General features: G+C 66.9%; 21 protein-coding genes and 1 pseudogene. 5 read left to right on the top strand and 17 right to left on the bottom strand.

What is annotated here, in order from left to right; all coding sequences use genetic code 11:
• Window positions 1–95 precede the first annotated feature (95 nt).
• The 5 genes from AC1DY5_RS09560 to nac (AC1DY5_RS09540) all read right to left on the bottom strand — a co-directional run bounded on the left by AC1DY5_RS09560 (window position 96) and on the right by nac (AC1DY5_RS09540) (window position 4,672).
• Window positions 96–1,085: a 5-oxoprolinase subunit C family protein gene (locus AC1DY5_RS09560; protein WP_478111049.1), complete on the bottom strand. Its 990-nt coding sequence runs from the start codon at window positions 1,083–1,085 to the stop codon at window positions 96–98.
• On the bottom strand, window positions 1,082–1,756 hold the full coding sequence (gene pxpB, locus AC1DY5_RS09555; protein ID WP_478111048.1) for a 5-oxoprolinase subunit PxpB: 675 nt from the start codon (window positions 1,754–1,756) through the stop codon (window positions 1,082–1,084). Before pxpB ends, AC1DY5_RS09560 begins: the two co-directional genes overlap by 4 nt.
• Window positions 1,753–3,105 (bottom strand): acetyl-CoA carboxylase biotin carboxylase subunit, encoded by a 1,353-nt coding sequence (gene accC, locus AC1DY5_RS09550; protein ID WP_478111047.1) that lies wholly within the window; start codon window positions 3,103–3,105, stop codon window positions 1,753–1,755. The genes pxpB and accC overlap by 4 nt, the downstream gene beginning before the upstream one ends.
• A gap of 10 nt (window positions 3,106–3,115) precedes the next feature.
• Window positions 3,116–3,598 carry an acetyl-CoA carboxylase biotin carboxyl carrier protein gene (locus AC1DY5_RS09545; protein WP_478111046.1) on the bottom strand — a complete coding sequence of 161 codons (483 nt, stop codon included), beginning with the start codon at window positions 3,596–3,598 and terminating at the stop codon, window positions 3,116–3,118.
• 135 nt (window positions 3,599–3,733) lie between these two features.
• Window positions 3,734–4,672 carry a nitrogen assimilation transcriptional regulator NAC gene (nac, locus tag AC1DY5_RS09540; protein ID WP_478111045.1) on the bottom strand — a complete coding sequence of 313 codons (939 nt, stop codon included), beginning with the start codon at window positions 4,670–4,672 and terminating at the stop codon, window positions 3,734–3,736.
• A gap of 156 nt (window positions 4,673–4,828) precedes the next feature.
• On the opposite strand from nac (AC1DY5_RS09540), the gene AC1DY5_RS09535 reads away from it, so the two are divergent.
• From AC1DY5_RS09535 to AC1DY5_RS09525, 3 genes are all read left to right on the top strand, one after another.
• The gene (locus tag AC1DY5_RS09535; RefSeq protein ID WP_478111044.1) at window positions 4,829–6,037 is read left to right on the top strand and encodes an aspartate transaminase; all 1,209 of its coding nucleotides are present in this window, start codon (window positions 4,829–4,831) and stop codon (window positions 6,035–6,037) included.
• A 47-nt stretch (window positions 6,038–6,084) separates the two neighbouring features.
• The gene (locus tag AC1DY5_RS09530; protein ID WP_478111043.1) at window positions 6,085–6,756 is read left to right on the top strand and encodes an RraA family protein; all 672 of its coding nucleotides are present in this window, start codon (window positions 6,085–6,087) and stop codon (window positions 6,754–6,756) included.
• Between the two features lie 69 nt (window positions 6,757–6,825).
• Window positions 6,826–7,539: a Crp/Fnr family transcriptional regulator gene (locus AC1DY5_RS09525; RefSeq protein ID WP_478111042.1), complete on the top strand. Its 714-nt coding sequence runs from the start codon at window positions 6,826–6,828 to the stop codon at window positions 7,537–7,539.
• A gap of 45 nt (window positions 7,540–7,584) precedes the next feature.
• Here AC1DY5_RS09525 and AC1DY5_RS09520 read toward each other — a convergent pair whose 3' ends face one another.
• Together AC1DY5_RS09520 and nac (AC1DY5_RS09515) are read right to left on the bottom strand one after the other, a co-directional pair.
• Window positions 7,585–8,283, bottom strand: a complete 699-nt coding sequence (locus AC1DY5_RS09520) for an enoyl-CoA hydratase/isomerase family protein (protein ID WP_478111041.1) — start codon at window positions 8,281–8,283, stop codon at window positions 7,585–7,587.
• Window positions 8,284–8,435: 152 nt separating this feature from the next.
• Entirely contained in the window at window positions 8,436–9,359 is a 924-nt protein-coding gene (gene nac, locus AC1DY5_RS09515; protein ID WP_478111040.1) for a nitrogen assimilation transcriptional regulator NAC, read from the bottom strand.
• 133 nt (window positions 9,360–9,492) lie between these two features.
• On the opposite strand from nac (AC1DY5_RS09515), the gene AC1DY5_RS09510 reads away from it, so the two are divergent.
• Window positions 9,493–10,452, top strand: a complete 960-nt coding sequence (locus AC1DY5_RS09510) for a LysR substrate-binding domain-containing protein (RefSeq protein ID WP_478111039.1) — start codon at window positions 9,493–9,495, stop codon at window positions 10,450–10,452.
• Between the two features lie 3 nt (window positions 10,453–10,455).
• Here the strand turns inward: AC1DY5_RS09510 and AC1DY5_RS09505 are convergent, their stop codons facing one another.
• The 10 genes from AC1DY5_RS09505 to AC1DY5_RS09460 all read right to left on the bottom strand — a co-directional run bounded on the left by AC1DY5_RS09505 (window position 10,456) and on the right by AC1DY5_RS09460 (window position 21,810).
• A complete protein-coding gene (locus AC1DY5_RS09505) occupies window positions 10,456–11,175 on the bottom strand; it encodes an HpcH/HpaI aldolase family protein (RefSeq protein WP_478111038.1) in 720 nt (239 codons plus the stop codon).
• Window positions 11,176–11,188: 13 nt separating this feature from the next.
• Window positions 11,189–11,992, bottom strand: coding sequence for an SDR family oxidoreductase (locus AC1DY5_RS09500; protein WP_478111037.1), 804 nt, complete (start codon window positions 11,990–11,992; stop codon window positions 11,189–11,191).
• Window positions 11,992–13,680: a hydantoinase B/oxoprolinase family protein gene (locus AC1DY5_RS09495; RefSeq protein WP_478111036.1), complete on the bottom strand. Its 1,689-nt coding sequence runs from the start codon at window positions 13,678–13,680 to the stop codon at window positions 11,992–11,994. The genes AC1DY5_RS09500 and AC1DY5_RS09495 overlap by 1 nt, the downstream gene beginning before the upstream one ends.
• A 9-nt stretch (window positions 13,681–13,689) precedes the next feature.
• Window positions 13,690–15,780 (bottom strand): hydantoinase/oxoprolinase family protein, encoded by a 2,091-nt coding sequence (locus AC1DY5_RS09490; protein WP_478111035.1) that lies wholly within the window; start codon window positions 15,778–15,780, stop codon window positions 13,690–13,692.
• 38 nt (window positions 15,781–15,818) lie between these two features.
• Entirely contained in the window at window positions 15,819–16,562 is a 744-nt protein-coding gene (locus tag AC1DY5_RS09485; protein ID WP_478111034.1) for a branched-chain amino acid ABC transporter ATP-binding protein, read from the bottom strand.
• 1 nt (window position 16,563) lies between these two features.
• On the bottom strand, window positions 16,564–17,334 hold the full coding sequence (locus tag AC1DY5_RS09480; protein WP_478111033.1) for an ABC transporter ATP-binding protein: 771 nt from the start codon (window positions 17,332–17,334) through the stop codon (window positions 16,564–16,566).
• Window positions 17,324–18,352: a branched-chain amino acid ABC transporter permease gene (locus AC1DY5_RS09475; protein WP_478111032.1), complete on the bottom strand. Its 1,029-nt coding sequence runs from the start codon at window positions 18,350–18,352 to the stop codon at window positions 17,324–17,326. Before AC1DY5_RS09475 ends, AC1DY5_RS09480 begins: the two co-directional genes overlap by 11 nt.
• 26 nt (window positions 18,353–18,378) lie before the next feature.
• Complete coding sequence (locus AC1DY5_RS09470; RefSeq protein ID WP_478111031.1) at window positions 18,379–19,251, bottom strand: branched-chain amino acid ABC transporter permease; 873 nt, start codon at window positions 19,249–19,251, stop codon at window positions 18,379–18,381.
• A gap of 28 nt (window positions 19,252–19,279) precedes the next feature.
• A complete protein-coding gene (locus AC1DY5_RS09465) occupies window positions 19,280–20,482 on the bottom strand; it encodes an ABC transporter substrate-binding protein (RefSeq protein WP_478111030.1) in 1,203 nt (400 codons plus the stop codon).
• 119 nt (window positions 20,483–20,601) lie between these two features.
• Window positions 20,602–21,810 carry an aspartate transaminase gene (locus AC1DY5_RS09460; RefSeq protein ID WP_478111029.1) on the bottom strand — a complete coding sequence of 403 codons (1,209 nt, stop codon included), beginning with the start codon at window positions 21,808–21,810 and terminating at the stop codon, window positions 20,602–20,604.
• Window positions 21,811–22,027: 217 nt separating this feature from the next.
• On the opposite strand from AC1DY5_RS09460, the pseudogene AC1DY5_RS09455 reads away from it, so the two are divergent.
• Window positions 22,028–22,218 (top strand): annotated as a pseudogene (locus tag AC1DY5_RS09455) (D-glycerate dehydrogenase); the annotation flags it as partial.

The raw sequence follows: 22,218 nt of genomic DNA, 5'->3' as shown, positions 1-22,218 counted from the left end.
CCGCACGGTCGCGCCGGGCATCCGCAGTTCGAGAAAACCGATGTTCGTCGCCGCCATCCAGTCGGCGATCTCCAGCAGCTCATGAGGCGCCTTTTTCATGCAGCACTCCCCATCGGCCTGCTGCGGTGCAGCGCCACCATGCGCGCCACCTTCGCCAGCCAGGCTTCTTTCTGTTCGAGCGCGGCCACAGCCTCGTCCCAGGTGGTCTCGATGAAGCGGATCCGGCTGCCGATCGGCGCCTGGCCCAGGCGCCACAAATCGGCCTCGATCACGGTGCCGAGCTTGGGATAGCCGCCCGAAGGCTGGGCGTCGCGCATCTGGATGATCGGCTGCCCGCTGTGCGGGACCTGGATCACGCCGGGCACGATGCCGTGCGAGCGCAATTCCATCGGCGCCACCGGCCGCAAGGCCTCCCCAGCCAGCCGGTAGCCGTAGCGGTCGCTCTGCGCCGTGATGCGCCATTCGCCGGCCCAGAAGGCCTCGCGTGACGCGGCCTCGAAGCCCAGGTATTCGGCCGCCGGCAAGACCCGCAGCGCGACCAGCCCGTCGACCTCCAGCGGCAGGGCGAGGGCCGGCGGCACCAGGCCGAAGCCGGTCCGGCAAGCGCGTTCCCGGTCGGCTGCACGCAGCACGTCGCCCTTGCGCAATGCCCGCCCCTCATGGCCACCGAAGGTGCCGCGCATCTGGGTGCTGCGCGAACCCAGCACCTCCGGCACATCGATGCCACCCGGCAGGCACAGCAGCGCACGGCTGGCGCGCTGCGCGCCCTGCGGCAGGCCCAGCGTCAGCACCTGGCCGGCCCGCGCCTGGTGCGACCACCACGGCAGCAGCGGCTGGGCGTCGAGCTTCGCGCCGCAGTCCGCGCCGGTCAGCGCGAAGGCGCAATCCCCGGTGAAGCGGACCTTGAACGGAAAGACCGGAATCTCGATGCCCGCGGCGCCGACCTCGTTGCCGAGCAGGAGGTTGCCCGCCGCCAGCGCCAGGTCGTCCATGGCACCGGCGGTACCGACGCCGAAGCGCAGGTTGCCCAGGCGCCCGAGGTCCTGCACGGTCGCCAGGGCCGCGTTGGAAAGTATCTCGATCATTTTTCTATCCCTTCGACCAGGAAGCGGATGCGGTCGCCCGGCTGCAGCGTGGCCGGCGGATTGCGCCCCGGGTCGAAGAAGGCCATGGTGGTGCTGCCGATGGTGTTCCAGCCGCTCGGCCCGGCCGAGGCCGAGACCCCGGTCTGCGCCCCGCCGATCGACACCGCGCCGCCCGGAATGCTGAGCACCGGCACCTTGCGCCGCGGAGTCGCGATGCGCGGGTCCATGCCGCCCAGGTAGCAGTAGCCGGGATGGCTGCCCAGCGCATACACCGGGTACAGCGGCGCGCTGTGCAGCTCGACGATCTCCTCGACCGACAGGCCGGTGTGCGCCACGACGTCGGCCATGTGCGGGCCGCCGGCACCGCCATAGCGTACCGGCAGCTCGACCACCCGGCCTTCGCGGGTGAGCGGCGTGACCGCCTCCCAGGCGGCCTCCAGCCGCGCCTTCAAACCATCGAGCGCGCGCGGCGGACGCACGAAGCTCAACATCAGGTTGTTCATTCCGGGCACGGCCTCGCGCACCTCGGGCCATTCGGCGGCCTCCTGCGCGAGCGCCCAGATGCGCTGCTGCGAAGGAAGCTCCATCGCGCCGCCCGGGGCTTCGAAGAGCAGCGCGGTGGTGCCCAGCACGCTCAGCGTCGGGGCCGATCCAGTCGTCGGGGAGTTCACGGTGCGTTCCTGCGCTGCAGCCAGCGTTCGAGGTGGTGGATATCGACCCCGCCGGTGGCGAAGCCGTCGTCTTGAAGCAGCGCGCGGTGCAGCGGCACGTTGGTCGCGATGCCGTCGACCTGCAGCTCACCCAGCGCGAGCCGCATGCGATCGAGTGCGTCCTCGCGGCTGGCGCCATGCACGATCAGCTTGCCGATCATCGAGTCGTAGTACGGCGGCACGCGGTAGCCCATGCCCGCGTGCGAATCGAAGCGCACGCCGAAGCCGCCGGGTACGCGCCAGCCCGTGATGAGACCCGGCGAGGGCGCAAAGCTGTCGGGATCCTCGGCGTTGATGCGGCATTCGATCGAATGTCCCCGGCAGGGAACATCGGCCTGCGTAATGGCCAGCCGCTCGCCGCGCGCCATGCGCAGCTGCTGCTGCACGATGTCGATGCCCGTGGTCATCTCGGTCACCGGATGCTCCACCTGCAGCCGCGTATTCATCTCGATGAAATAGAAGGCGCCCTTCTCGTAGAGGAACTCGAAGGTGCCGACGCCGCAGTAGCCGATCTGCCGGCAGGCCGYCGCGCAACTCTCCCCGACCTCGGCGATCAGCGCCTCATCGATGCCGGGCGCGGGTGCTTCCTCGATTACCTTCTGGTGCCGGCGCTGCAACGAGCAGTCCCGGCTACCGAGCCAGATGGCGTGGCCGTGACTGTCGGCCAGCACCTGGATCTCGACATGCCGCGGATGCAACAGGAACTTCTCGATGTAGACCTCGGGATTGCCGAAGGCGCGTCGCGCCTCCTCGCGCGTCAGCGCCAGCGCCTCGAGCAGCTCGCCCTCCTCCCGGACCACGCGCATGCCGCGGCCGCCGCCGCCGCCGGCCGCCTTCACGATCACCGGGTAGCCGACCTCGCGCGCCAGCGCGCGCACCGCCTCGGGATCGTCGGGCAAGCCGTCGTCCGGGCCCGGCACGCAGGGCACGCCGGCCCGGCGCATCGCACGCTTGGCCGCGACCTTGTCGCCCATCACGCGGATGCAGGCGGCGCTCGGTCCGACGAAGCGCAATCCGGCCTGCTCGACCTTCTCGACGAAGCCCGCGTTCTCCGACAGGAATCCGTAGCCGGGATGGATCGCCTGCGCACCGCTCACCTCGGCCGCATAGAGCAGCGCCGACTGGTTGAGATAGCTCTGGCCAGGGCTGGCCGGGCCGATGCACAGCGCCTGGTCGGCCTGCTGCACATAGACCGCATCGCGGTCGGCGTCGGAGTGCGCGACCACCGTCTTCAGGCCCAGGCCGCGGCAGGCGCGCAGGATGCGCAAGGCGATCTCGCCGCGGTTCGCAATCAGGACGGTGTCGAACATGGCGGTCCTCTCAGGCAAGGCGGAACAAGGGCTGGCCGGCCTCGACCTCGTCGCCGGAGCGCACCAGCACCTCGGCGATGGTGGCGTCGGCCTCGGCGCGCACCTCGTTGAAGACTTTCATCGCCTCGATCACGCACAAGGTCTGGCCGGCGGCGACCTGCTGGCCCAGCTGGACGAACAGCGGCTCGCCCGGCGAAGGCTGAAGGTGGATCACTCCATAGAGCGGCGCCAGGCATTCGATCGGGCCCGCTGCCGGTTCGACCGCGGGCTCCTGGATGGCACCTGGCAGGGCGGCGCGCGCATCGTCCTTCCCGTTCCCATCGGCCTGCGGGGCGGCGGAGGCATCCTCGGCGCCGCGCTCGGACCGGGCCGGCGGAGCCGACGCCCCCTGCTTCACCAGCCGCAGCGTGCAGCCGTCTTCGCTGTACTCCAGCTCCGACAGCGCCGAGGCCGCCAGTGCGTCGATGAGGATCCTGATCTGTTCCTGTTTCATGCCGGACCCGCCGGTAAAGGGCGGGATCTCCTTGGTGGCCGACGCATTCCGCGAACGCGTGACGGCAGGCATGAACGGTAGCCCGCGAAGGCCGCAAAGCCAAAGACGGATTGGCTGTGCCGGGATAAGGGTGGCTTATGACGCCGCGGCCAGCGCCGGGGCCCCGGTGGCGGCGGCGCTGTTCGACAGTTCGGTGACCAGTTCGAGCAGGATGTCCTTGACCGCCTGCGCCGGCTCGGAGAGCGGCAGGTGGTCAGACTGGCACAGGGCCAGCGGCGCCTCGATCACGGGGTCGACGATCTGGAACTGCCAGGCGCCACAGGACGCCACCACCTCGCGCGCCATCGACGCTGGCAGGATCGTGGCACCCAGGCCGTCGGCAACGGCCGCCGTCAGCGTGAAGGCGGATTCGATCTCGGCCACGACGCGCGGCGCCGAGCCAAGCCGACTAAATGCCGCATCGACCAGCTTGCGCACCACGTTGTAGGGACGCGGCAGGAAGAGTTCCATGTCGCGCAGGTCGGCCAGGCGCACAGGTTGGGCCGGCGCCGGGATCGACGCCGGCCCTACAAGGAACAAGGGCTCCTTCAGCAGCGGCAGGAAGGTCAGGCCATGGATCGCCTTGTCGCCGTAGAGCACGGCCAGGTCCATCCGGCCGTTCATGATCAGTTCGCTGAGCGTGGTGCCGTAGTTCTCGTTGAGGTACAGCAGGATGCCCGGATGGCGCGCCCGCACCGTGCGCAGCAAGGGCAGCGAGAGCGCCGCCGCCGCCGTGCCGGGCGCGAGACCCACCGATACCTGGCCCGAGACGCCCTGCCCGGCCGCCTCCATGTCGACCTGGGCTTGCTCGCACTGGCGCAGGATGATCTGCGCATGGCGGTACAGCACCTTGCCGGCCTCGGTCGGCGTCACGCCGCGCTTGGTGCGCACCAGCAGTTGCTGCCGCACCTCGCCCTCGAGCGTGGCCAGTTGCTGGCTCAGCGCCGGCTGGGCGATGAAAAGAACCTCGGCGGCCTGCGTCAGGCTGCCGATGTCCACGATCTTCACGAAGTATTTGAGTCGCCGCAGGTTCACCCTGCCTCCAAAGCAAAACTCGAGCCTAGCACCGGGCCGGGGCCGGGCCATCAGGGCCTTCCATAAGCTCTACCTATCCGACCAGAGCGATCTCGTCTTGGCTTCGGGAGGGCGTTCTGCGTAACGTACGGTTCTGCCATCCCAATCCAGGAAGCCATGACCACCTCCCGCATCGCAGAGCGCGTCCGCCGCATCAAGCCTTCGCCCAGCACCTCGGCCGCCGACCGCGCCAACGAGCTGCGCCGCCAGGGCAAGTCCATCGTGAACCTCGTCGTCGGCGAGCCCGACTTCGACACCCCCCTGCACATCCGCCAGGCCGCCGCCGCGGCGATGGACAAGGGCGCCACCCGCTACACCCTGATGGCCGGAACAGTCGAGCTGCGCGAAGCCATCGTCGCCAAGCTGAAACGGGAAAACGGCCTGAGCTACGCGATGAATGAGATCATCGCCACCAACGGCGCCAAGAGCGCGATCTACAACGCCTTCGCGATCACAGTGGAACCGGGCGACGAGGTCATCGTGCCCGCGCCCTACTGGGTTTCCTACCCCGACATGGTGCTGGCCTGCGACGGCAAGCCGGTGATCGTCGCCTGCCCCGAGGTCAACGGCTTCAAGCTGACCCCCGCGCAGCTCGAAGCGGCCATCACGCCGCGCACGCGCTGGCTGTTGATCAATTCGCCGAGCAATCCGACCGGCGCCGCCTACACCGCGGCCGAATACCGGGCGCTTGCGGACGTGCTGGTGCGTCACCGCGAAGTGATGGTGATGACCGACGACATCTACGAGCACATCCGCTTCGACGGCGAGAAGACGCCGCACATCCTCGCCGTGGCACCCGAGCTGCGCGATCGCACCCTCGTCGTCAACGGCGTCTCGAAGACTTACGCGATGACCGGCTGGCGCATCGGCTACGTGGCCGGGCCGGTCGATATGATCCGCGCGATGGACACGCTGCTGTCGCAATCGGCCGGCAACTGCTGCTCGATCAGCCAGGCCGCCGCCGCGGCCGCGATGAATGGCGACCAATCCTTCGTGGCCGAGAGCGTCGCCGTCTACAAGCAGCGCCGCGACCGCACGCTGGCCCTCATCAACGCCATCCCCGGCCTGAGCTGCGCCACGCCGCCCGGCGCCTTCTATCTCTACGTCAACTGCAGCGGCCTGATCGGCAAGACCACGCCCACCGGCAAGGTCCTCGCCGAGGACGGCGACGTCGTGATGTACCTGCTGGAAAGCGAAGGCGTCGCAATGGTCGCGGGCACCGCCTACGGCCTCTCGCCCTACTTCCGGCTGTCCATCGCGACCTCGATCGACATCCTCGAGGAAGGCTGCGCGCGCATCGCCCGCGCGGTCGCCGAACTGCGTTGAGCAGCGACCGGCCGCCTCGCGCCCCCATCACCGAACAGGAGACATTCATGCAATTCAAGGGCATCCGCAAGAACCCGTCCGCGCCGCAAGTAAACCCGGCCCACATCGCCGCGCTGCGCGACATCCCGGTCGCGGCGCTGAGCGACAACATGCACCGGAACATCGGCAGCGTCGGGCTGAACCCCTATCACCGGCCGGGGCCCGGGACGATGGCCGGCACGGCCGTGACGATCAAGTCGCGCGGCGGCGACAACCTGACGCTGTTGCGCGCCTTTGAGTTCTGCCGGCCCGGCGACGTGATCGTGATCGACGCCGACGGCGACCTGGCCAACGCGGTCATCGGCGGCATCCTGTCCTTCTACGCCGCCACCATCGGCACCGTGGGCGTCGTGCTCGATGGCGCCATCCGGGACGTAGCCGAGATCCGAGAGCGCGACTTCCCCGTCTATGCACGCGGCGTGAACCATCGCGGCCCGTACAAGGACGGTCCTGGCGAGATCAATGTCCCGGTGTCGGTGGGCGGCATGCTGGTGAACCCCGGCGATGTCGTGGTCGGCGACCAGGACGGGCTGATGGCGTTTTCTCCGAACGATGCCGAATGGCTGATCGAGAAGGCCCGGGCCCACCTGGCGACCGAGGCCGAGACGATGCGCGCCATGAAGGAAGGCCGCTGGGACCGCAGCTTCGTCGACGCGCTCGAAGCACGCTGCCCGAACTGAGCCGCGTTCCCCGGCGTTGCAGTCCAAACGGTCCCGGTAGACTGGGGCCGAAGATCATCGTGACTGCCAATGAAGACGCAGACCCCCCAGCCGGCTCCTGCCACGACCGTCCTCGCGTTTCTCGAGGGCTGGCGGTGGTACCGCGCGCTGCCAGGCGAACTGCGCTCGCTGACACTCGAGATCGCAGCTTCGAAGACCGCCAGGGCGGGGGACTATATCGCTCGCTCCGGAGCACCGAGCGGGCACTGGTACGGCGTCATTCGCGGTTTCCTTCAGATGTACGTCGCCAGCTCGGATGGGGCCGAGACCACGCTCTATTGCCTGCGGGAAGGGGAATGGGGCGGCGAAGGCTCATTGCCGAAGCAGGAGCTGCGCAGATATGACCTGCGCGCCCTGACCACCTCCCACATCTGCCTAATTCCGGCAGCGACATTCGAGACCCTGCGCCGATCCTCCATCGAGTTCAACCACTTCCTTTGCGACATCATGAATGCGCGCATGGGCGAATTCGTCGGGATGCTCGCGGCATCCCGCCTGGGCGGACCCGAGATGCAGGTCGCGAGAGCGCTCCTGATGCTGGCAGGCACCCGGGGCGAGGCGCTGCATCAACTCGCCATTTCGCAGCACGAGCTAGCACTGATCTCCGGACAGTCGCGCCAGCGTGTCAACATGGCGATCAGCGTCTTCAGCCATTGTGGAATCGTTCGCAGCGAGCCTCGCAAGGGCTTCCTGGAAGTCCATGTGCCGCGACTGAGAGACTACGTCCTCAGCGCCGGCGCATGATCTCCTGCCTCCGGAGATCCTGCGCGCGCCGATTGCCCGGATCGCTCATGCCGTCCGGGAGCAGGTGGTCCAGGGCAACCGTCCGTTCTTCGATCTGACGCAGCACGGCGTCTTGCAGCGCTTTCTTCGACATCGCGTAGGCCGTGTTGCAGTCGGGCGTGATGCACTTCGCATACGCGATCGCCGTTCGGGTTCCACCACGGCGTGAAAGAAGCCGAGCCGCTCCGCTTCTTCGATTCCATACAGCTGCCCTCGCAGCGTGGTGAGCGCGCCCACCTGGGTTCCCAAGGCGTACTTGATGATTTCGACGTAGGCCGCCGGCATCGGGATGCCGATGGGCACTTCGTTGAGGCCAAACTTCGCCGGCTTGCGGGCTGCCACGCGGAAATCGCAGTCGAGCGCCGTGATCAGCCCGCCGGCGATGGCATGCCCATTGACCGCAGCCACCGTGGGTCTCGGGTACTTGAAGATGCGGAGGTTGGTCTCGCGGTAGGCCCGATACCAATCGCGGATCTTGTCCTGGCTGGCGCTGCCGAAGATCTCGAAGCTGTATTGAAAATCGATGCCGGCCGAGAACACGTCGCCTTGGCCGGTGAGCACGACCGGCAATGCGCCGAACTCGCGCTCCAGACGATCGAAAGCGTTGTGCAGGTCGCCGAAGAACTGGTCGTTCTGCGCATTGACCTTGTTGGTGTTCATGCGCACGACGGCGCATCCTTCGATCACTTCGATGTCCCATGCCATTCGGTCTCCTTCTCGCTTGTCAGCCGTGCCGGAAGTCGGCACACCTTGCGCCGCCAGGGTGCGCTTTATGGGCCGCATGCTATGGAATTTCGCAAGCGCACGTTGTCATTGCAACGACAAGAAGAAGAGCCGCGTCGGTCCGCGCCACCGAATCAGTGAGCCATGTGCAGCCCGCCCGCCAGATCTAGTCCGCCTACAAGCTCGAGCAGGATGCCCTTGACGACCTGCGCGGGCTCGGACAGCGGCAAATGATCCGACGAACAGAGCGAGAGCGGGACTTCGATGGTGGGCGAAACCAGCCGGCACACGCTCGCCGACGCCGTGGCAGCGACTGTCCGCGCAATCGAAACAGGCAGGATCGTCGCACCGACGCCGGATGCGATCGCGGCCGCCAGCGTGCTCGATGACTCGATCTCCGCCACCACGCGGGGCACCACCTGCGCGGACGCGAACGCATGGTCGAGGTAACGGCGAAGCTGGTTGCTCGTGCAGGGCAGGAGCAGATCGATGTTTCGAAGGTCGGACAGCGCCAGTTCGCCATCCTGGCTGACGAGTTCCGGGGGCGCGACGACGCACAGGTCCTCCGTCAGCAGCGGATCGAACGAAAGCCCTTGCACCGGGCTCTCGCCGCCGTACAGGACGGCCATGTCCATGCGGCCGCTTCGTACGACGTCGCATAGCGTGGTGCCGAAGTTCTCGTTGATATGGAGCACGATCTGCGGATGCCGCCCCTGCACCGTCTGCAGCAGCTTGAGCGCCAGCGTCGACGCGGCGGTCCCGGGCGCCAGTCCCACCGACACCTGCCCTGCCAGACTGCGCCCGGCGTTGAGCACATCCGCACGCGCCTGATCGAACTGTCGCAGGATCATTTGTGCGTGCCGGTACAGCACCCTCCCCGCTTCCGTGGCCACCACGCCTTGTTGGGTTCGCACCAGCAATTTCTGATTGAACTCGCCTTCGAGGGTCGCAAGTTGCTGGCTCAGCGCCGGCTGCGCGACATGCAGGATCTCGGACGCCAAAGTCAGGCTGCCGACGTCCACGATCTTCACGAAATACTTCAAACGCCTGAGATTCACGAGGGCCCCGAATTTGCTTGCAGATTGGAATCAAGCAAGCATCAGGCCACCACCTGGCATCGTCAACCGGGGTTACGATCAGCGAACCGGGTCGGGCGCCAGAGCGACGCCTGCCACGAGCGGACCTGCTTCCATGACAGTCAACTTCAAGACCCTCAAGAGCTTCGTCACGGCGGTCGATGCCAAGAGCCTTTCGGCGGCGGCCCATCAGCTGAGTCTTGCGCAGCCGGCGCTGAGCCAGCACATCGCCTCCCTGGAAGAGCATTTCAAGCACAAGCTGCTGGTCCGATCCAACGCCGGGGTCACGCCGACAAGCGCTGGCGCCCAGTTGTATCGGCATGCGCAGATCATGCTGGGCCACCTGGAACAGCTTGAAATGGAGCTTGCGAATCGCGCCGAGGCGATCGCCATCTCGGGCCCGGTGTCCGTCGGACTCGCGACCTACAGCACCGCTTCGATCCTTTCGATGCCACTGCTCAAGGCGGTGCGCAGCCAGTTCCCCGAAATCAACCTCTTCATCAACGACAACTTCGGGCTGGTGCTCAGCGAGATGGTCATGACGGGACGCATGGACATGGCCATCATCTATGCCGGCAGTCCCATGAAGGGCGTGACGCTGCAACCCCTGCTCACCGAGGAGCTGTTCCTGATCGCGCCCGCCAGCATCCGCCTGCCGCCGACGAACGACCAGACGATCTCGCTTCGCTCGCTGGCAGGCATCGATCTGCTGCTGCCCAGCCGGATGCACTTCCTGCGCAGGACAGTCGACGAGGCCTTCGCCCGCGTCGGCGTTGTCCCGAACATCCGGGCCGAGATCGAATCGTCGGAGACGCTGCGTCAGGCGATAGAGGCCGGAATGGGCGCCGCCATCCTTCCGGCGGCGCTCGCGGATTTTTCTTCAGCGTCGACCATTCGCCGCATCGTCGAGCCCGGCCTGCAGGCGACGGTGTCGCTGTGCATACCCAATCATCTGCCGATGTCCGACCAGGCCAAGGCCGTGCTCGAAATCCTGCGAGCGCAGATCGACAACCTCTTCGCTGCCGGCCAGCTCCCTGGTATCAGTGCACCGCCCAAGGAAGTTCCGTCGCCCTGAATATCAGGCCACGGCCTGCTCGGTAGAGACCGAAGAGAGCTGGCGCATGGCCGCGACGCCTTCGTTCACGAACGGATCGGCGTGGTAGTACAGCAGCTGCGCACCGACCGACACGAGATGCTGCACATCGTGCCGCACGACCAGCGTGCCGGCGATCTTGCCGGCCGCACGAATGCGTTGCAGCGTCTGGTCCACGAGGTCGAGCACCGGCTGAGGACGACGCTTGCCCGCGCCGACGGCGGGCGAATAGCCCATCGATTGCGACAGGTCGCCCGGGCCGACGAAGAACACGTCGATGCCCTCGACCGCCAGGATCTCGTCGAGATTGCGCACCGCCTCGACCGACTCCACCATGCCGATCAGCAGCTTGGTCGCATGGTCGTCCGGACAGGCGTAGCGGAAAGTGTGAACCACCTGCTTGGCGATCTCGGCCGTATGGATCAGCGGCACCATCACGCCGTCCGCGCCCGCATTGAGGCAGCGCGTGATGGTCGAGCGTTCCTGGTTCTGCGGCCGCACGATGCCCCAACCGCCGGCGTAGCGCGCGGCCTTGGCCATGTGGTGGATGTCCTCGAAACTCGCGAGGCCGTGCTCGCAGTCGATGAAGACCGAGTCGGCGCCCGAGCGAACCAGCTTCTCGCACAGCGTCGGCGACACGTGATTGGGGTTGACCATCAGCACGGCATCGCCGTGCGCCAGTCGTTCGTGCAGAGTCTTGCTCATCGTTTGCTCCGGTTCAGGGTTTGCCGGGCGTGCCGTCGGGCGCGCCGAGCCAGCGGCTGATCTCGACATCGGGCCCCTGGTCGCGCGCCAGGGTCGGACTGATGACCAGCTGCTCGATGGTGGTGCCTTGCGGCAAGGTGCAGGCCAGCAGGATGGCGCGCGCCACGTCCTCGGGTGCGACCATCGCCGCACGCTCGGCCTCGCTCGGCGGGCGAACGCGGGTGTCCATGATCGGCGTGTTGACCTCGCCGGGCAGGATCGTCGTCGACCGGATGTTGTTGTTGCGGAAGGTGGCGTGCATGAAGCCCATGAGGTTCGTCACCGCCGCCTTCGCCGCACCGTAGGGCGCTCCGCCCAGCAGGTTGGGACGAACTGCCGCCAGCGACGACACCGTGACGATGGTCCCCGCCCCTGCCGCGAGCATGCCGGGCAGCACCGCCTGCATCAGCACATAGACCGCCGTGAGGTTGACGGAGATCGCGGATTCCCAGTCGTCCGGCTCGATCCAGCGGATGTTGCGCACGCGGCTGGTCAGGCCCGCGTTGTTGACCAGGATGCCGATAGCGCCGACTTCCGCCTCGGTCCAGCGCACCAACTCCTGCAACTGTTCGCGGCTCTGCAGATCGGCCTGCCGGGCCCACGCTTCGCCGCCGGCCGCGCGAATCTGTGCGACCGCGCTCTCCAGCGGGTCGATGCGGCGGCCCATCACGACCACCTGCGCGCCCTCGGCCGCAAGCATCAGGGCGGTCGAGCGGCCGATGCCGGACCCACCGCCCGTGACCAGGGCCACCTGGCCTGCCAGTGCCTTGGCGGCCATCACGCAGCCACCTTCAGCGGCTTCGCGACGGCGGGCGCTTCGTAGCCGTAGTCGGCGCGGGCACCTTTGACGCTGATGAGGCCTTGCTTCAGGTCATCCTCGATCAGCTCGCGCGGTCGCTCCTGGGCGTGGCCCCAGCCGCCGCCGCCGGGCAATTCGATCGTCAGGCGCTCGCCCGGGGCGAGGACCAGCCTGCCCTTGGCGAACACGGGCTGGTCGTCGTGCAGCACCGCACCGTTGCGGCCGGCCTGGCCGCCCAGCACGCCCAGGCACGGATGCTTCACGTGCTCGGTGCTGAGGTAGATGTTCATCTCCCGGTCGGACAGGTTGCGGATGATCCCGCGCTGGCCCAGGCCGCCCCGGTACTTGCCCGGGCCGCCGGAATCGGGAATGAGTTCCTTGCATTCGGTCAGCACCGGTACCGCCAGTTCGTACATCTCGATCGGCGTCACGCGGCAGTTCGAGGGRAAGCTCAGGGTGTCGAGCCCGTCCATCGACGAACGGCCGCCCTGCCCGCCGTGGAAGTTCTGCGCGCTGCCATAGGCTGTACCGTCGGAACGCTGGCCCTGGCAGTTGATGCCCCAGATCGGCGCACCGCCGCTGTCGCCCATCGCGCCTTCGGGCACGACGTTCTGCAGCGCCTTGAAGATCAGGCTCGGAATGCAGTGTCCAACCAGGTTCCGCGCCGCCCCCGCCGCATGCGGCCGCGGATTGAGGATCGAGCCCGCAGGCGCGGAGTCGGTCAGGGGAACCATGCAGCCTTCGTTGTTCGGCGTATCGGGATCCAGCAGGCACTTGAGCGCATACACGCTGTGGGCCACGCGATAGTGCGGCACCACGTTGATGCCTCTGGCCACCTCCGGCGAGGTGCCGGTGTAGTCGACGTGGATCGACTCGTCGCCCACCTCGACGCTGACGCACAGCTTCACTTCGGTCTCGAAGCCGTCGATGGTCATGTCGGCCTTGTAGCTGCCGTTGGGCCAGGCGGCGATGGCCTTGCGCATGTGCCGCTCGGAGCGGCTGAAGATGGCATGTCCTAGCGCCTCGCAGTCTTCGAGCCCGTATTCGTCCATGAAGCGGCTGAACTCGCGGCTCATCACTTCGTTGGCCGCCACCATGCTCTGGATGTCGCCGCGGACCTCGTGCGGGAGGCGCACGCTGGCCTCGATCACGGAGAACACGTCGGTGTTCGGCTTGCCGGCCTTGAAGAGCTTGAGCATCGGGATCCGGATGCCCTCCTCGAACATGTCGGTGGAGTCCGGCGACTGCGGCCGCCCGCCGATGTCGGGCAGGTGCGCGATGCTGCCGGCGTAGGCGACGATCTTCCCGTTACGGAAGATCGGCGTCAGCATGACCATGTCCGGCAGGTGTCCGGTGCCGATCACGGGGTCGTTGGTGGCGAGCACGTCACCCGGCTCCAGCGACTCCGGCGGGAAGGCCTTGAGGAAGTAGTTCTGCGCGGCCATGGGCAGCGTCGTGATGAAGACCGGGATCGACCAGGTGCACTGCGCCAGCGCGCGGCCCTGCGCATCGAGCAGCACGTTCACGTAGTCGTGGTTCTCGCGCACGATCGGCGAAAAGGCGGTGCGCCCGAGGGCGGTGTCGGCCTGGTCGGCGATGAAGACCAGGCGGTCCCACATCACCTGCAGCGTGATCGGGTCGTTGAAATCGGGTTGGAGGATGGGCATGACGTACCTTCAGGACAGAAGCATGATGAGGTTGTGCTGATCGTCGAGCGAGGCGGTGGCGTTCGGCCCCATCACCACGGTCGACTCGCGCTGCTCGATGATCGCGGGGCCTTCGATCGGCACGCCGGGAAGTAAGGCATAGTGGTCGTAGACCGGCGTCTCGACGTACTTGCCGAGTTCCGAGAAAAAGACCGGCCGCGTTCCCTTGCGCGCATCGCGCACCACGCCGGCTTCTCCGCGCAATCCAGCCAGAGAGACCGTACTCTTGGGCCCGCTGGCACGAATGCGCCAGGTGATGATCTCGGCATCCGTGCCGGTGACCGCGCGGCCGTAGAGCGCGACGTAGTTGGCGTGGAATCGAGCCATCAGCTCGGCGACGAAGGCCGGGTCGGCCGGATCGAGGTCCGGCAGCGGGACCGAAATCTCATAGCCTTGGCCCACGTGCCGCATGTCGACGGTGTATGAGAAGCGGATGAGGTCGGCGGGCACCTTGCTCGCCAGCACGACCTCTCGCCCCTGCTCGGCCAGCGTGGCCTTGACCACATTGACCGCGCTCGGATTCCACGCCGAGATCCGCATCGGCAGGCTGGTGGACAGGTCCGCCGCGACCGGTGCTCCGAGCAGGCCGATGGCCGAGGTCACGCCCGCGCCGGTCGGGCAGATCACCTTGCGGATGCCGAGCTTGCGCGCCACGCCGTAGGCATGCACCGGGCCGGCGCCGCCGAAAGCGATCAGCGGCAACGCGCGCGGGTCGACCCCGCTGTCGGTGGCCTGCATCGATGCGGCCTCGGCCATGCTCTCGTTGACCATGTCGTGGACACCCCAGGCGCAACGCTCGGGCGTGATGCCCAGTTCCTTGGCGAGCCGCGCCATCGCGGCCTCGGCCGCGGGCTTGTCGAGCGCGAAGTCGCCGCCGAGGAAGGATTTCGCGTCCAGGTAGCCCAGCAGCAGGTCGGCATCGGTCACGGTCGGCTCGGTACCGCCTCGACCATAGCAGGCCGGACCCGGCGCCGCCGCCGCGCTGCGCGGGCCGACGCCCAGCAGGCCCAGCTTGCTGCGCGCCGCGATGCTGCCGCCGCCGGCACCGATCTCGATCATGTGGATCGACTGGATCTTGAGCGGGAAGCCGCTGCCCTTGCGGAAGCGCTCGTGGCGTGCGACCTCCAGGTCGTTGGCGACCATCGGCTCGCCGTTCGGGATCAGGCACAGCTTGGCCGTGGTGCCGCCCATGTCGAACGAGAGCACGCTCGCCTCCCCCGCCTGGCGGGCGTAGTCGGCGGCCGCCACCGCGCCCGCGGCCGGGCCCGATTCGATCAGGCGCACGGGTGTGCGGGACGCCGACGAACTCGGCACCACGCCGCCGCTCGACGTCATCCAGAGCAGCTGCCCCTCGACGCCGCGCTTGGAGAGCTCGCGTTCCAGATGGTTCACGTGCCCGACCATCATCGGCCGCGTGTAGGCGTTGACAACGGTGGTCGACGCACGGTCGTACTCGCGCACCTCGGGGCAGACGGTCGATGACAGTGACACCGAGATGCCCGGCGCCTCCTCGGCGATGATCTCCGCCACGCGCCGTTCGTGCTGCGCGTACTTGTAGGCATGCAGCAGGCATACCGCGACCGATTCGACCTCGCGCTGCAGCAGCGTCTTGGCGATCCTGCGAACACCCTCCTCGTCCAGCGCCTTGATCACGGTGCCGTCCGCGGCAATGCGCTCCTCGACGCCGAAGCACAGATCGCGCGTGACCAATGGATCGGGGTACTTGATGCGCAGGTCGTACAGGTCGTAGCGTCCCTCGGTGCGGATGCGCAGCATGTCCTGGAATCCATCGGTGGTGATGAAGGCGGTATGCACGCCGCGCCGCTCCAGCACCGCATTGGTCACCACCGTCGTGGCACCGAGAATCTGCAAGGTGCCGGCGCCCGCGGCCTGGCCGCCGTTCTTCTCGCGAACCTTGGCCAGCAGCTCGTCCACGCCCTGCAGCACGGCCCGGGCCGGTGCGTCGGGCGTGCTGAGTACCTTGTGCAGCAGGATGGTGCCGTCGTCCTCGGTCATGGCGAAGTCGGTGAACGTGCCGCCGGTGTCAAATGCCAGTTTCATGCTTTTCAGCTCCTTCAGTGTTCGGTTGGATGCAGCGATCAGGCCGGTTGTGCGTCGGATGCGCGCCGGCCCGTCATGAAGAGTTCGCCCAGGTCCGCGGTGCTCAGCTCGCCGACCGGGCTGTCCCAGATCACCTTGCCGAGGCGCAGTACGACCGCGCGTTCCGCGGCCTCCATGGCCTTKCGGGTGTTCTGTTCGACCAGCAGGACGGTCCGGCCGCCCTGGTGCAGGCGCTTGAGTTCGTTGAAGACCAGCGTGATCGCCTGTGGCGACAAGCCGACCGATGGCTCGTCCACCAGCAGGATCTCGGGCCGCCGCAGCACCGCCATGGCCATCTCGAGCAGTTGCTGTTCGCCGCCGGACATGTTCCCGGCCAACTCGTTGCGGCGCTTGCGCAGGATCGGAAAGAGGTCGTAGACGTATTCGCGCTCGCCCTTCAGGTCGCCGTCCTTGATCGTGTAGGCCGCCATCTCGAGGTTCTCGTCGATGGTCATGAGCTGGAAGTTGCAGCGTCCCTGGGGCACGTAGGCGATGCCGTGCGCCAGCATGGCCTGCGGACGCAGCCCGGCGATGTCCTTGCCCTTCCAGCGGATCGCGCCGCCCTTGTGCGTGGTCATGCCGAAGAGCGACTTGAGGAGCGTGGACTTGCCCGCGCCGTTCGGTCCGAGCAGCGTGACGAACTCGCCGTGCCGGATCTTCAGGTTCACGCCGTGCAGGATGTCCAGGTGGCCGTAGCCAGCGCGCAGGTTGTCGATCTCGAGTTCCATTTGTGTGTCCACCATGTCAGCCTCCAAGGTAGGCCTCGACGACCTCCGGGTTGCGCACCACTGCTTCGGGCGTGTCATCGGCCAGCTTGGTGCCCTGGTGCAGCACCACGACGCGATGGCTCAGGTTCATGAGCACGTCGGTGTTGTGCTCGATCACGACGAAAGTGACGCCCAGCACCTGGTTCGCATGCTCGATGCACTGGATCACCTTCTCGATCAGGATCGGATTGATGCCGGCCAGCGGCTCGTCGAGCAGGATCAGCTCGGGATCGGGCATCAGCATCGATGCGAACTGCAGCAGCTTCTGCTGGCCGCCCGACATGTTTCCGGCCGGCAGGTGCGCCACGCGCGACAGGCCCGACACCTCGATCAGCTCGCGTGCCCGCTCGCGCAGCGCCTTCACGCGCCGCTGGGCGGCCGGCCCGACCCAGAACGTGGACAGCACGCTCGGAAAGCGCGACATCTGCCCGGCGAGAACCAGGTTCTCCTCCGAATCGAGCGTCGGGAAGACGACCGTCTTCTGGAAGCTGCGCAGGAAGCGCCCTTCGCGAGCGATCCGGTTCATCGGCCAGGCCGTGATGTCCACGCCCTTGAGCAGCACCCGGCCCGCGTCGCTCTTCTGCAAGCCCGTGCAGCAGTCGAAGAGCGTCGACTTGCCCGAGCCGTTCGGTCCGATCAGGCCCATCACCTCGCCGCGGCGGACATCGATGTCCACGCCTTGCAGTGCGGCCACGGCGCCGTAGTTCTTGCACAGACCTTCGATGCGCAGCATGACATCAGTCGACATGGTGCTTCTCCTTGCCGGCTCCACCGAGGCGGGCGATACGTTCGGCCGCGCTCTGGAACAGCGGCGCGAGGCCTTGCGGAAACAGGAACACGAGGCCGAGAAGCACGAAGCCGTAGATGATCATGCGCAGCTCCGGCGTGATCCGAAGCGCCTCCGAGACCGCCACGAAGATGAAGCTGCCGATGATGGCGCCCGGGATCTTCCCGACGCCACCGCCCAGCACGATGATCAGGATCGTGTTGGAGTAGTAGGACTGGAACACCAGCGGGCTCACCACCGTCGAAAAGTGCGCGTAGAGGCTGCCCCCGAGGCCGGCGAACACGGCGCTCAGCATGAAGACGATGAGCTTGTAGGTCCAGGTCGGAACGCCCAGCGATTCGGCCAGCGTCTCGTTGTCGCGGATCGCCACCATGCAGCGGCCGGCTGGGGAGCGGATCAGCGCCACGAACAGCGCCACCGCCAGCGCGGCGAGCGCCAGTACCAGGTAGAAGTACTCCGGCGCCTTGATGACGGTGAACACCATGTCGCCGAACCCCAGCCTGGGGCGCGCGATGCCGGACAGGCCCATGTCGCCGCGGGTGAAGTCGACCCAGTTCTTCGACACCATTTGGGCGATCACGACCATGCCCAGCGTACACATCACGAAGGAGGTGTCGCGCAGCCTGAGCGCCGGAATGCCCAACGGCAAGGCCACCAGCCCGGCGAACAAGCCGGCGACCACGAAATTCACGAGGAAGGGCGTGCCGAAGTGGATGGACATCAGCGCCGATGCATAGGCACCGAGGCCGAAGAACACGCCCTGTGCGAGCGAGAGCATGCCGGTGTAGCCGAGGATCAGGTTCAGGCCCAGGGCGGGCAGCAGGAAGATCATCGCCAGCACCATGGCGTGCAGGTAGTAGTCACCCAGGAAGAGCGGCGTGGCGAGCAATGCGGCGAGTGCCAGGGCGGAGACGCTCCAGTTGACCTTGGCGACCCTTGCGGCCGGCAAAATCGGTGCGTCCAGCGTGGTGGAAGACATGAGGACTTGCTCCAGACGATGAGTGATCAGAATCGCGCCTTGCTGCTGAACAGGCCATGCGGCCGGAACATCAGCATCAGGAGCAGGACGATGAAGCCGACGGAGTCGCGGTACTGCAACCCGATAAAGCTGGCGACCAGGCTTTCGACGACGCCGAGCAGGCAGCCGGCGATCAGCGTGCCGCGCACGTTGCCCATGCCGCCCATGACGATCACGGCGAAAGTCTTGAGGGTGATCGACTCACCCATGCCCCCGTAGATGCTGACGTTGATCGGCCCGGTCAGGATGCCCGACAGCGCGGCGATCGCGACGCCGATCAGGAAGGTGCGGCGCACCACCTGCTCGACATCGATCCCGTTGACCTGGCAGCACTCGATGTTCTGCGACACGGCCCGGATCGATCGGCCCAGCCGGGTGCCGTGCACCATCCATTCGAGGCCGGCGAACACGGCGAGCGTGACGACGACCAGGATCACGCGCTGCTGGGACATGCCGAAGTCGCCCATCTCGATCGGCTCGATCCAGCCGCCCGAGAACACCTTGTAGCCGCCGCCGAACGCCAGGATCACGACGTTCTGCAGGATCAGCGACAGACCCAGCGTGGCCAGCACGCCGGCCTGGAAGGGTTGGCCGATGAGCCGTTGCATCACGGCGCGGCCGATCAGCACCGCGATCAGCGAGACGATGGCCACGCCGCCGATGATGGCGATGCTGTAGTCGGCGGCGAGCTGCGTCATGACCCACCATGCCGCGAAGGTGCCCAGCATGTAGTACTCGCCGTGGGCGAAATTGATGGCCCGCAGCACGCCGAAGATCATCGTCATGCCGGCGGCGACCAGGGCGTACATCGACCCGGTGATGATGCCGTTGACGATCTGTTCGAGGATGAATGAACTCACGATGTGCTCGTAGGCGTTGGGTGGTGGATCACTGGGCCGCGTAGTCGATCTTGGTGGTGATCGTTCCCTTGATGGCCGGCTTGCCGTCGGTGATCTCCAGCAGCACCATCGGCATCACGGCCTGGTTGTGGTCGTCGAAGGTCACCACCCCCATCGGGCTGTCGTACTTGATCTTGGCCATCGCATTGCGGATGTCCTCGCCCTTCAGGCTGTTGGCGTTCTTGATCGCCTGCGCCACCAGTTGCAGCGTGTCGTAGTGCGTATAGGCGTGGTTGTTGGGCATCTCGCCGCCGTTGGCCTTCTTGTAGTCCTCGACGAACTTCTGGCTGCGCGGCGCCGGCACTTCGGGCAGCCAGGCAGCCGCCTCGACCGCACCGTTCATGACCTTCGGCGCGGCGGCGATGGTGTCCTTGGTGTTGAACTCGCCGTTGCCCACCAGGGCCACCTTGCCGGCCAGGCCCAGTTCGAGCATCTGGCGCGCGATGATGGGCGTGGTGTCGGCCTGGCCGTACAGGATGATGGCCTGCGCGCCCGAGCGGCGGATCTTGCTGAGCACCGAGCGGAAGTCGGTCTCGGAATCCTTGTAGTAGTCCTCGCTGAGGATCTCCGCGCCCTCGTACTTGGGCAGGTAGCGCTTGGTGAACTTGATCGCGCCGCGCCCGTAGTCGCTGTCGACCGACAGCACCGCGAACTTCTTGAAGCCCTTGGTCTTCGCCGCGTACTCGAGAACGGTGGCCGCGCGCACTTCGTCGGTGGGGTAGTTGCGGAAGGTCCACTTGAAGCCACCGACGCCGGACTTGTAGGTGATGTCCGGGTTCGACGAGGCGGCGTTGACCAGCAGCACCTTCGATTCCTCGGCCAGCGGCTGCATCGCCAGGGTCACGGAGCTGCACACGTCACCGATGATGACCGGCGTCTTCTCGAGGCTGATCATGCGCTGCGTGGCCGCCACGCCTTCAGCCGGCACGCACTGGCTGTCGCCGCTGACGAGCTGGATCTGCTTGCCGAGCACGCCGCCCGCCGCATTGATCTCCTTGGCGGCGAGCGCCGCGCCCTTGTTGGCGAAGGCACCGTAGCGGGCGTTCGGCCCGCTCATCGGACTGATGATGCCGACCTTGAAGGTCTCCGCGGTCTGGGCGCGTGCCGGCGCGTACGTGCACAGGGCGGCAACCGCTGCGATCGCCATCAAGGCCGCCGCGCGCTTGTTCGTCGTCGTGGGGTAGCAAGTCATCGCTGTTCTCCGAAGGTTGAAGGGTTGAGGGAATGATAGGAAGCGCTCTTCGGCGCGGCCAATAGGGAATGCGCCTTCGCCTATAAACTTTCTTGATACGCAGGCCGGGCGACGGGCGCTCAGCGCAGTTGCGCCACGGCACGCGCGATGCGGCGGCATCCCTCTTCGATCTGTTCGATGCTGGTCGCGGTCGACATCCGGAAGTACGGCGACACCCCGTAGGCCGCGCCGGCCAGCACCATCACCCCGCCGGCTTCGAGCAGGTGGATCACCACGTCGTTGTCGGTCTCGAGCAGCTTGCCTTCGCGCGTGCGCTTGCCGATGAGGCCGCCGCAGTGGGGGTACAGGTAGAAGGCGCCGCCTGGCGCCCGCGCGCGGATGCCGGGAATGTCGTTGAGCAGGCGAACCGCCGTGTCGCGCCGCTGCTTGTAGGTGGCGACCCAATTCGGAAGAAATGCGGCTTCGGCGTTCAATGCAGTGACCGCCGCGGCCTGGCTGATCGAGCAGACGCCGCTGGTCGATTGGGACTGCAGCATGTCGAGTGCCGCGATGATGTCCGAAGGGCCGGCTGCATAGCCGATCCGCCAGCCGGTCATCGCGTAGGTCTTCGACACGCCGTTGACCACCAGCGTGCGGTCTCGCAGCGCCGGTTCGATGGCGAGAAGATGCTTCGGAGCCTCGGCCTCGAAGCGGATGTGTTCGTAGATGTCGTCCGTCAGCACCATCACCTGCGGGTGGCGCAGCAGCACGTTGGCAAGGGCGCGCAACTGTGCCGTCGTGTAGGTCGTTCCCGTGGGATTGGTCGGCGAGTTGAAGACCAGCCAGCGGGTCGCGGGCGTGATGGCCGCCTCCAGCGCTTCGGGCGTCAGGCGGAAATCGTCCTCCTCGCGGCAGGCCACCGTGACCGGGGTGCCGTCGCACGCCAGCACCATGTCGGGGTAGGACACCCAGAACGGCGCGGGCACGATCACCTCGTGCCCCTCCTCCACCGTCACCGACAGCGCATTGAACAGCGCATGCTTGGCGCCGCAGGTGACGATGATCTCGCGCGGGCTGTAGTTCAGGCCGTTTTCCCGCTTCAGCTTGGCAGCGATGGCCTCGCGCAGCGCCAGCGTGCCCGCCACCGCGGTATACCGGGTCTCCCCGCGCTCGATCGCCTCGCAGCCCGCCTGGCGGATGTGCGACGGGGTGTCGAAGTCGGGCTCGCCGATGGCCAGATTGATGATGTCCTTGCCCTCCCTGCGCAGCTCGGCGAAGCGATCTGCGGCTGCGCTGCTGGGGGACGGCTTGATGCGGCGGATGYGGCTGGAAATGCGGGACGGGTTCACAAATTCTTCCTCTCGATGGCGATGCTCGAACGGTAGAGCCGTGTCGAACTCGACGCAAAGACGGCATCGCTCTAGGGGTGCCGCATTTCCTTATGGGCGACCGGCGCGTTCCCGCTACATAAGTGTTTCGAATGGGACTAGAACGATCTCGTCTTGGTCGCAGCCAGCGGCACGGATACCTTTGGGGCCACCGCTGAACGATCTACAGGAGAAATCGATGCGCCCCGCCGTCCTGGCCACCCGAGCCACCTTCGCCGACATCACAGACCGCCTGCGAGCGCATTTCGACGTCGAGGACAACCCCGCCGACACCGTCTGGAGCCCTGAAGAGCTGATCCGCCGGCTCCACGGCAAGCAAGGCGTCATGAGCACCGGCAGCGAGCGCATCAGTGCCGAGCTCCTGGACGC

It is taken from the genome of Variovorax sp. P4_D9 (assembly GCF_056401695.1).
This window is presented reverse-complemented; position numbering and strand designations above follow the sequence as displayed.

Excerpts from the sequence above, each read along its gene's own strand:
- AC1DY5_RS09510 (WP_478111039.1), top strand. The coding sequence starts at position 9,493 with ATGACAGTCAACTTCAAGACCCTCAAGAGCTTCGTCACGGCGGTCGAT.
- AC1DY5_RS09490 (WP_478111035.1), bottom strand. The coding sequence starts at position 15,780 with ATGAAACTGGCATTTGACACCGGCGGCACGTTCACCGACTTCGCCATG.
- AC1DY5_RS09525 (WP_478111042.1), top strand. The coding sequence starts at position 6,826 with ATGAAGACGCAGACCCCCCAGCCGGCTCCTGCCACGACCGTCCTCGCG.
- AC1DY5_RS09500 (WP_478111037.1), bottom strand. The coding sequence starts at position 11,992 with ATGGCCGCCAAGGCACTGGCAGGCCAGGTGGCCCTGGTCACGGGCGGT.
- AC1DY5_RS09520 (WP_478111041.1), bottom strand. The coding sequence starts at position 8,283 with ATGGCATGGGACATCGAAGTGATCGAAGGATGCGCCGTCGTGCGCATG.
- AC1DY5_RS09560 (WP_478111049.1), bottom strand. The coding sequence starts at position 1,085 with ATGATCGAGATACTTTCCAACGCGGCCCTGGCGACCGTGCAGGACCTC.
- AC1DY5_RS09475 (WP_478111032.1), bottom strand. The coding sequence starts at position 18,352 with ATGTCTTCCACCACGCTGGACGCACCGATTTTGCCGGCCGCAAGGGTC.
- AC1DY5_RS09535 (WP_478111044.1), top strand. The coding sequence starts at position 4,829 with ATGACCACCTCCCGCATCGCAGAGCGCGTCCGCCGCATCAAGCCTTCG.
- AC1DY5_RS09480 (WP_478111033.1), bottom strand. The coding sequence starts at position 17,334 with ATGTCGACTGATGTCATGCTGCGCATCGAAGGTCTGTGCAAGAACTAC.
- AC1DY5_RS09530 (WP_478111043.1), top strand. The coding sequence starts at position 6,085 with ATGCAATTCAAGGGCATCCGCAAGAACCCGTCCGCGCCGCAAGTAAAC.
- AC1DY5_RS09465 (WP_478111030.1), bottom strand. The coding sequence starts at position 20,482 with ATGACTTGCTACCCCACGACGACGAACAAGCGCGCGGCGGCCTTGATG.
- AC1DY5_RS09505 (WP_478111038.1), bottom strand. The coding sequence starts at position 11,175 with ATGAGCAAGACTCTGCACGAACGACTGGCGCACGGCGATGCCGTGCTG.
- AC1DY5_RS09545 (WP_478111046.1), bottom strand. The coding sequence starts at position 3,598 with ATGAAACAGGAACAGATCAGGATCCTCATCGACGCACTGGCGGCCTCG.